The organism is Prevotella sp. HMSC073D09 (assembly GCF_001814145.1).
GTDB lineage: Bacteria > Bacteroidota > Bacteroidia > Bacteroidales > Bacteroidaceae > Prevotella > Prevotella conceptionensis.
The window spans coordinates 23060-32814 of the sequence record NZ_KV815131.1; the positions used below are offsets into that span (position 1 = coordinate 23060).

General features: G+C 48.5%; 7 protein-coding genes. 5 read left to right on the forward strand and 2 right to left on the reverse strand.

Features of this window, described 5'->3' with window-relative positions; translation table 11 throughout:
• Nucleotides 1-70: 70 nt before the first annotated feature.
• Entirely contained in the window at nucleotides 71-709 is a 639-nt protein-coding gene (gene pyrE, locus HMPREF2955_RS13020; RefSeq protein WP_070723872.1) for an orotate phosphoribosyltransferase, read from the reverse strand.
• A 322-nt stretch (nucleotides 710-1031) separates the two neighbouring features.
• On the opposite strand from pyrE, the gene HMPREF2955_RS13025 reads away from it, so the two are divergent.
• The 5 genes from HMPREF2955_RS13025 to HMPREF2955_RS13045 all read left to right on the forward strand — a co-directional run bounded on the left by HMPREF2955_RS13025 (nucleotide 1032) and on the right by HMPREF2955_RS13045 (nucleotide 8307).
• On the forward strand, nucleotides 1032-3677 hold the full coding sequence (locus HMPREF2955_RS13025; protein WP_246830154.1) for a carboxypeptidase regulatory-like domain-containing protein: 2646 nt from the start codon (nucleotides 1032-1034) through the stop codon (nucleotides 3675-3677).
• A gap of 48 nt (nucleotides 3678-3725) precedes the next feature.
• Nucleotides 3726-4445, forward strand: coding sequence for a GLPGLI family protein (locus tag HMPREF2955_RS13030; RefSeq protein ID WP_070723874.1), 720 nt, complete (start codon nucleotides 3726-3728; stop codon nucleotides 4443-4445).
• 212 nt (nucleotides 4446-4657) lie between these two features.
• Complete coding sequence (gene argS, locus HMPREF2955_RS13035; protein WP_070723875.1) at nucleotides 4658-6475, forward strand: arginine--tRNA ligase; 1818 nt, start codon at nucleotides 4658-4660, stop codon at nucleotides 6473-6475.
• 2 nt (nucleotides 6476-6477) lie between these two features.
• The gene (locus HMPREF2955_RS13040; protein WP_070723876.1) at nucleotides 6478-6948 is read left to right on the forward strand and encodes an RNase H family protein; all 471 of its coding nucleotides are present in this window, start codon (nucleotides 6478-6480) and stop codon (nucleotides 6946-6948) included.
• 108 nt (nucleotides 6949-7056) lie between these two features.
• Nucleotides 7057-8307, forward strand: coding sequence for an alginate export family protein (locus tag HMPREF2955_RS13045; RefSeq protein ID WP_070723917.1), 1251 nt, complete (start codon nucleotides 7057-7059; stop codon nucleotides 8305-8307).
• 984 nt (nucleotides 8308-9291) lie between these two features.
• Here HMPREF2955_RS13045 and HMPREF2955_RS13050 read toward each other — a convergent pair.
• Nucleotides 9292-9615: a type II toxin-antitoxin system HicB family antitoxin gene (locus HMPREF2955_RS13050; protein ID WP_246830155.1), complete on the reverse strand. Its 324-nt coding sequence runs from the start codon at nucleotides 9613-9615 to the stop codon at nucleotides 9292-9294.
• Nucleotides 9616-9755 lie beyond the last annotated feature (140 nt).

Below are 9755 nucleotides of genomic sequence, written 5' to 3' on the forward strand. Positions count from 1 at the left end.
CCTTGGAGAGGGGCTGGGGGTGAGGCCGGTTGTGGGGTTGTTGTGGGCTAGTTGTGGGGTGGTTGTTTGTTTATTTCTTAGGGTTCCACTCCGCAGGATTCAGTCGCCACTCGTTCAACAGCACCACATCTTCCTTGGCGATGTATCCCGTTTCAACGGCTTTTTGCACCACGTGCTCGTAATCGGTAAGTGTTACCAGTTTTACGTCGGCCGCTTTAAACGCGTCTTCGGCAACGGCGAACCCGTAAGTGTAGGCCGCAACCATGCCCACAACTTCGCAACCAGCCTTTCGGATAGCCTCGACAGCCTTCAAACTGCTACCTCCTGTGGAGATGAGATCCTCGATAACTACCACCTTCTGACCCGCTTTCAGGTCGCCTTCGATAAGGTTTTCCAGTCCGTGGTCTTTGGGTTTGCTCCTTACATACACAAAAGGCAGTTGCAGCGCATCGGCCACTAGCGCGCCCTGGGCGATAGCCCCCGTGGCAACACCAGCCACGGCATCGGCTTGTGGAAAGTGTTCGAGCACGGCATGTGCCAGTTCGAGCTTGATGAAACTGCGCAGCTGGGGGAACGATAGCGTACGGCGATTGTCGCAATAGAAAGGCGACTTCCAGCCCGATGCCCATGTAAAGGGGTCGTTGGGTTGCAACTTAATGGCGTTAACCTGAAGCAGGCGTGCTGCAAAATCTTTCTTGATGTTGTCCATATCCTTGTGTGGGTTTATTGGTTTGGGGGTTAAGCCCGTTGTGTCCGCTTGCTATGTGTGCGGCATAGGGTTTGTCGTCCCACCATATACTATATATAATAATGTGCAAAGTTACGCTATTTATCCTATCGGGCAAAATTTATATGGCGCGTTCTGATGGCTAACGATGGCGAAGTAAATGGCGATGGAGATAGTTTAACGTCTTTTATTAATGGCATGGCGAAACATTTTTTTACATTCTTTTCGGTGTTGGATGGTTCGTTTTTCATATCTTTGTAACCATCTACGAATACCTAAACCCCCAATGGCGCTTATGTTAAGAATGCCAACGACAGGCCGTTTTCGAGCCAAATGGTTAGCGATAAGGCTGATTTTCGCACTGCTGATGCTGTGCGGAACGGCGGCTGTGCGTGCCCAAAACATTGTTGAAGGCACGGTGTTAACAGATTCGCTCAGCCCTAACGCCCGCTGTACCGTAACCCTTTACGATAAAGACGATAAGCAATGGCAAGCTTTGGCGTGCGACGAAAAGGGGAAATTCCGCGTGGAGAACGTGCCGAACGGCCCACTTCGCGTGGAGGCGAAGGCCATTGGACATGTGGCGCAGAGCAAGAAAGTGTTTCTCTTTGGAAACACAAAGATGCAGGTTGACTTCACGTTGAAGTCGGAGGCCATCAACTTAAAAGAGGTGGAGGTGAAGTCGAGCCCAATGATTGTGAACGGCGATACCACTACCTACATCGTATCGAGGTTTACTACGGGGCGCGAAAAGGTGCTGAAAGACGTGGTGAACAATCTTCCCGGCGTGCGATACGATGATAAGGACAACTCGTTAACCGTGAACGGCAAGTGCGTGAGCAAGGTGTTGGTGGAGGGCGAAGACCTCTATCAAGGCAATGTGTCTACGCCAATGGAGAACCTTCCCGCGTCGGGTGTAGATAACTTGAAGGTTATTGACAACTATTCGGAGTACAATGTGTTCTCTGGTTTCAAGAGTAGTAACCAAACGGTGGTTGACCTTTCGATGAATAAGAGCATGCACGGACGACTGAAAGGACAGGCCGAGGCGCAGGGCGGACTGCTAAATAAGGTGATGACGAAGGGTTCGGCCATGCTGCTGGGCAAGCGAATGATGGGCAATATCATCGTGGGAGGCAACAATACTGGCGATAAACTGATACAGCCTGCCGACATCGTGAACATGAATGGCGGGTGGAGCGAAATGCTTTCGGGCGATGACCCGATGGCTAGCATGCGTAAGACGTTTACCGATTACGCCATGATGCTGGACTATCGCGAGAACGTTTACCGCCGGAATAATGGGCTGGTGTCGCTTAATACGGTGTCCACACCTGGCAAAAACATGAAGATTTTGTGGAACGGAATGGTGGGAGCCGACCGTTATCGCATGAAAAGCACCGACCATTACGCCTATCATGGCGGACTGGCGTACACCGATTCTACACGCGAACTGCAAGATAAACGCCACTTCTTGTCTAATATCAAGTTCAAATTGGCCAACCAAAAGAACATGGAACTGACGTTAACCAACCGCAGTTACTTTGGAACGACCGAAGGAAATACCGACCGACAGCTGCAAAGCGTTGGCCTTAACGAACAGACGAAAGGGCGATTGGCCATGATAAACAACGCTTTGGTGTGGCTTTATCGGCATGGGAAGAACGTGTTTAGCTACAAGGCCGACCTTAACTTCTTGTTCAGTAACAACCGTTACGACTTTTCTTCGCAACCAACGCCGCTCTTTAAGTCGCCCGCTTTGCATTCGGAAATGAACATACGCAGGCTTGAATTTACGGGTTCGGCACAATATGTGCGTCGATTTGCCGATGATTACTTCTTGCGGATAGCCTTGCGCCACGGTCTAGAAACCTTCTCTACCACCGTAAAGGGCGACAGCGCGGGCATGGATAACCCTGCTTTGAAGATGCCTTATCGCTTTTACGACAACGGCGCAGAGTTGAGTTTGAATAAAGATCAGGGTAAGTTTAGGTTCGGCATTGGCGGCATATTCCATCATTTCAGCCTGCATTCATCGCGCCCCTTGTCGTTCGGTGTCTCGCCAAAGATGGCCGTCTCGCCGTTGTTCAACATCAGTTATCGTGTTAGTATGATGCATTACGTTGAACTTCGACTTAAAAGCACGTACCAATTGGTGGGTGCTGGCGCGGTGTTCGATGGCCCTTACATTGCCGATTTCAGGCGTGTGAGCTATGCGCAGATAGAAAATGCGCTCGCACATACCACCGAACTCACGGCGATGCAGGTGTATGGCAACCTATTTAAGGGCATAACCCTATTTAATATGGTGTCGCTAAGCTACAACCACAACGCCTTGGCCTACGATTACAGCATGGCCGATGGGTTGGTTTCGCATGTCGTCAGTCGCAATGTGTCGGGTGGAAAGGGGCTCACTTTTGGCTCGATGATGGAGAAAAAGCTAATAAGCACGCCGCTTAACTTCCGTCTTTTCGGCGGATTGAGCCTTGCGCGCTCGCCATTCTTCTACCAAGGCGTGGCGCAAACGTTGAATAGTCGTTCGCTCAACCTCAACCTTAACGTCAAAACCTACTTCAAACGTGGGTTCAATGGCGAACTGTTCGCTGCCGCAGCATGGGCAAACGATAAGAGCAAGCTGCTGCGTTCGCACCAAAACGATTATCGTTTGGAGGGCGAATTGGGCTATATCGCCAACAAATGGCAAGCATCGGTGAGGCTGGGACAATGTTGGCGCAAGGTAACTGGCAGCGGAACAGACTATACAGCCTTGCGTTTCGGCATGGAATACGACCTTAACAAGCACATTCGCTTAAAGGCATCGGCGCAAGACATGCTCAATCTGAGGGAACGACTGATGCAAGAACGCGTGGTGGATAACTACTACGTTAGCACTCGTAACATCCATTACATGCCCGGAAACGTGATGGTTGGGGCAATGGTTACCTTCTAAGTAGTACCCCAAACGGTAGATTTACATAACACTTAAACAGATAAACGTATGAAAAAAATCCTATTATCTCTCGCCGCAATGCTGTTTGCGGCCATACCTATTGCAGTTAACGCCCAACAACTAACCGTTGAATACGAAACGCGCGTTAATGCAAATTCGCCCGATGCAATGAAAGAATCGGGTCTGCCCGACGAGATGCGCAAAGCGTTGATTAGTGCGGTGGCCGATGTTAAGGCTTACTACATCATGTGTATAGACGGCGGACAGGTTGAAGGTCGCGCGCAAGCAGCGAAAGAAAAGCAAATGATAACTTTCATGGGACAAACCATTGATGCCAACGAGTTTGTGAAAAATCAGCTCGAAAACATCATATACTTCAACAAAGACACCAAAAGGCAGGTGTCGAAAGTGGTGGTTATGGGTAAGCATTATTTGCTGGTAGACCCCTTGAAACCCGATACCTTCGACGTAAAACCCAATGAAAAGAAAGACATCTTGGGCTACGAGTGCATGAAGGCGGTAAGCAAAGACGGCAAACAAACCATTTGGTTTACCAAGCATATCCCCGTAGATGCTGGGCCTTTGTACACGGATGTGGGCGGATTGATACTCGAAGCCGAACTGAAAGACCAAATCTTCGTGGCCAAGAAAATCTCGATGAGCGTAGACCATGCCTTGAAAGAACCCACGGGAGGCGAAGAAATGACCGAAAAGGCCTTTAAGGAGAAGATGCAAAAGTACGTGGAAATGATGCGTAGAGGGCAGTAAAGGCCAAACAATAGCCAGGCGATGCAGGCCAAAGCCTGGCCTTTGATGCCTTTCTTATCAAAGAAGGGCCGGCTTTTCATGCCCGTATTGCACGCTTTGTTCTCCTTGATTAACAAGTTCTTCTAATGATACTTGCTGTCCTTAGCCTGCTTAAAACCCAAAAAAAATCACTACCTTTGCATCTACTTACAGAAAAATCGAAATACAACAGCATGAATATTGAAAGCGAGATAATAGCAACCGTAGTGAAAGCGGTGAAAGAATGTTTTGGCCAAGACGTGCCAACAACGATGGTTCAGTTGCAAAAGACAAAGGCCGAGTTTGAGGGAAACCTCACGCTCGTGGTGTTCCCTTTCCTTAAATTGTCGAGGCTGAAACCCGAAGACACCGCCCAACAACTGGGCGATTATCTGGCACAGCACTGCAAAGTGGTGCAAAGTTTCAACGTGGTGAAGGGTTTTCTAAATCTCACTATTGCTCCCGCAGCTTGGATTAGCTTGCTCAACCGCATCGATAGCGAACCTCGTTTCGGCGAAAAGGCCGTTAACGGGCAGTCGCCACTCGTGATGATAGAGTATTCTTCGCCCAATACCAACAAGCCTTTGCACCTTGGACATGTGCGAAACAACCTCCTCGGATGGTCGTTGGCCCAGATAATGGAGGCCAACGGCAACCGCGTTGTGAAGACAAACATCGTAAACGACCGCGGAATACACATCTGTAAGTCGATGTTGGCCTGGAAAAAGTGGGGCAATGGCGCTACTCCCGAAAGTACGGGAAAGAAGGGCGACCACCTCATAGGCGACTATTACGTGGCCTTCGACCAGCATTATCGCGCCGAATTGGCTGAACTTACGGCCAAATTCAAGGCTGAAGGCATGGCCGACGAGGAGGCAGAGAAACGCGCAAAGGAAGACTCGCCGCTGATGAAAGAGGCGCACGACATGCTTGTGCGCTGGGAACAGGGCGACGAAGAGGTGCGCGCACTGTGGAAAAAGATGAACGATTGGGTGTATCAAGGCTTTGACGAGACCTACAAAGCAATGGGCGTTGGTTTCGACAAGATATATTATGAATCGGAAACCTACCTCGAAGGCAAGGCCAAAGTGGAAGAAGGATTGGCCAAAGGGCTGTTCTTCCGCAAACCCGACGGCAGTGTCTGGGCCGACCTAAGCGATGAAGGACTCGACCAAAAGCTATTGCTCCGAGCCGATGGCACAAGCGTTTACATGACCCAAGACATCGGAACGGCCGACCTCCGCTTTAAGGATTACCCCATCGACAAGATGATTTACGTGGTGGGTAATGAGCAAAACTACCATTTCCAAGTGCTTTCCATCCTGCTCGACAGGCTTGGATTTAAGTGGGGAAAAGAGCTGGTGCACTTCTCTTACGGTATGGTTGAACTGCCAAATGGCAAGATGAAGAGCCGCGAAGGTACGGTGGTAGACGCCGACGACCTGATGGAAGAGATGGTTTCGGCCGCTCGTCGCACCAGCGAAGAGTTGGGTAAGTTTGCCGATATGACCGAGAACGAGCGCAACGAGATTGCTCGTATCGTGGGCATGGGTGCGCTAAAATACTTTATCCTTAAAGTTGATGCACGCAAAAACATGCTCTTCAATCCCGAAGAAAGCATCGACTTCAACGGCAATACAGGCCCATTCATACAATATACATACGCCCGCATACGCAGCATTATGCGTAAAGCCGAGGCCGAAGGCATTGTCCTGCCCAGCGTTTTGCCCGATACGCTGCCCCTAAACGAGAAAGAAGTGCAGCTTATCCAAAAGCTCAACAGCTTTGAAACGGTGGTAGAACAAGCCGGAAAAGATTACAGTCCCAGTGGCATTGCCAACTATTGCTACGAACTGACCAAAGACTTTAACCAGTTCTACCACGATTACAGCATCCTCAACGCCGAGAGTGCCGAAGCCAAAACATTGCGCCTAGTGTTGGCAAAGAACGTGGCCAAGACCATTAAGAACGGCATGCAGCTGCTGGGCATCGAGGTTCCAGAGAGGATGTAAGCATGGCATCGCAACTCGTTAACCCGTCATCGCACCGCAACGACACCGTGTTGCCGCTGCCCGCAGAGGTAAAAGCCGATGCGTGGGCGGTGGATGCCGCTTGTTCGGGCAACCCCGGACCGATGGAATACCAAGGTGTCGACCTGCAAACGGGCTATCCCGTGTTCCACTTTGGCCCAGTACACGGCACCAATAACATCGGCGAATTTCTCGGCATTGTTCACGCTTTGGCCTTAATGCAGCAGCGGGGCATAACCGATAAGGTGATATATTCCGACAGTTATAATGCCATACTCTGGGTACAAAAAAAGAAATGCAAAACCAAACTGGAACGCAACGCCAAAACCGAAGCACTTTTTCAGGTGATAGAAAGGGCCGAACGCTGGCTGCAAAGTCATGAGATTAATACACAAATAATTAAATGGGAAACCTCAAAATGGGGGGAAATACCTGCCGATTTCGGGCGAAAGTGAAAACTTTCGCCCTTTTTTTGATAATTGTTAGCTTTTTTCTTGGTGGTATGTTCTTTTCTTTTTACTTTTGCGGAGTAAAAAATAATTAAGAACTTAAATGCTTTGGAAATGAAAAAGACTTTTATCGCATTGTCATTACTTGCCATGCCTACCATGATGTGGGCACAAGGCGATAACGAGATTAACATCGACGCGCAGGTACGTGCGCGCGCTGAATATCGCAACGGTTATATGCAGTTACGCCCCAAAAGCGCACAACCGGCATCGTTCATCGAAGAGCGTGCTAGGCTTGGAGTGGGTTTCGAACGTGGCGACGGGCTTAGTGCCAAGCTCTCTGTTCAACAGATTAGCGTTTGGGGGCAGTACCGTCAGATTGAAACAGATGGAAGTATCATGATGAACGAGGCCTGGGGACAGTACAAGTTCGGTGATGGTTTCTTCGCTAAATTGGGTCGTCAAATCCTCTCTTACGATGATGAGCGCATCTTCGGTGCACTCGATTGGAACGTAGCCGGCAGAAGTCACGATGCTTTAAAGCTGGGTTACGAGAACGATATGCACAAGCTGCACCTTATCTTGGCATACAACCAAAGTGGAGAGAACTTGCTTGGAACAAAGTTTGCACCTGGCCAACCCTACAAACACATGCAAACCTTCTGGTACCACTATGGAAATGAGGATAACCCATTCGGCATTTCTGCTTTGCTTTCTAACTTAGGTTGGGAGTATGGACCCGGAGCTGAGGGTGATACGAAGTACATGCAAACCCTCGGCACCTACGTTACTTATCGCCCCGAAAAGCTCGACTTGCAGGCTTCTGCTTACTATCAAATGGGTAAACGTCCAACAGGCGACACGAAAGTTTCTGCTTGGATGGCTAGCGTTAACGCAGGTTTCATGCCCAACGAGCAATGGAAGTTTAACTTGGGCTATGATTATCTGAGTGGTGAAGACGGGAAGGGAGACACTTATAGTGCATTCGATCCCCTTTATGGAACGCATCACAAGTTCTATGGAGCAATGGATTACTTCTATGTAAGAGAACATCGTAGCCTTGGCTTGCAAGACATTCAGCTGGGTGTTACCTTTACGCCTACTGAAAAGCTTGCATTGAAAGCTAACGGACACTATTTCATGGATGCAGTGAAGACGGACGGCAAGGACCAAGGCCTTGGTGGAGAAGTTGACCTGCAACTCGACTATGAGATAACGCAAGATGTGAAACTGACAGTTGGTTATTCCACCATGTTGCCAACTAAGACTATGGATGGAGCCGATGCAGAAAACTACAAGCGTTGGCAAGACTGGGCATTTGTTTCACTCAACATCAACCCCCGTATCCTATCGTTTAAGTGGTAACAGTTGTTATTTAGCGTGTAGCAACCCAGTCTGCGGTGTGCCTTAATGGTGCGTTGTAAGGCATGGTGCTGCAAATAAACGCAGATAACTACATCGCGATAATATTTTATTAAACGCCACCATCATATCTTTTGTTGGTTTACTGCTAGTAGGTAAGCGAGCAAAAGATATGGTAGTGGCGCTTTGTTGTTTTAGTGAGAGAGCCAGTTGGAGAAGCAAAAGGAGAGAGATAGGTTGCCTTATAATTGCCACAGCACTAGACAATCCTGCCATTTTGTCCGCTGGGCAACCTATCAGTCCTGGTGGCAGCCAGTCTTCCGTAAGCAAAGTTAGCGATATATTTTCTGCCGAGCAAGGGTAAAACGATAAATCCAAATTTGTCCTTAGAACAATCTGCTTTTATTTTGCCAAAGACAACACTGAACACTCGCAACAGGTAACTGGGCGTTCGTATTTCAAACAACAGAGTAACATTTTCATCTTTTCACCTTTATGAGTTATGGAGTTAAGGAGTTATGGAGTTAAGGAGTTAAGCCAGATGTGTAGGTGGCGCAGCCATCTTTTCACTTTTAGGAGTTATTGAGTTAAGGAGTTAAGCCAAATGTATGGGTGGCGTTAGGCTAATAGGACAGGTCCGGCTTGTCCGGCTTGTCCGACCTGTCCGATTTGTCCGACTTGTCCGAAAGCTAGACTGAACTAGAAATCTAGGAACCGATAGACAGCTTTAAAGGGCGTTAGCCATCTTTTCACCTTTTCACCCTTTCACCTTTTCACCCTTTCACTTTTTAACCCTTTCACCCTTTCACCCTTTCACCCTTTCACCTTTAAAACATCCTTTCACCTTTATAAGCCCCTCAATGGAGAACCCTTGTTTTGTAGCAGTTGTTGTGTTGGACTTATACAATGCCAATAAGTCTGCGACCAATCTTGTGTAATCCCTCAACGATACGTTGTCTTTGTTGTGGGCGAGCCTTTTTAAGGCCGTTAGCATAATGGACTCAATTGCCTCTCGTTCACCCCAGAGGCGCGCGATATGGCTGCAAGACTAGCGTATGGCTCGCATGAACGAAGAAGGGCGGCCGTGTCTAAATGGTAGTCAAATTCGTATTCGCCATTACGCAACCATTGGGGTACGTCTTCGCCATCTGCAATCATTCCCTCGATATGAAACCGCAATGTTGCAGCTATTTCTTTTACCAGTTCGTCGTAAGTCTTAGCTGTAAGCACAACGCTACCAGGTACATTGTGGCCTAAGCTGGCACCAAAGTTGTGGTCGTACCATTCTATATTTACTTTTATCTTTTTCATAAATGCTGTTGTTTAATGTTTGTTGACTAGTGCATAGGTTATGTAAAGCAGGAAGATTTCTTATTTCCACCCAGCCTGTTTCCAAATACTGTTTAACAAGAACTGGCTTAAACCCCAATCGGTCGTTAGACCGCTTACCT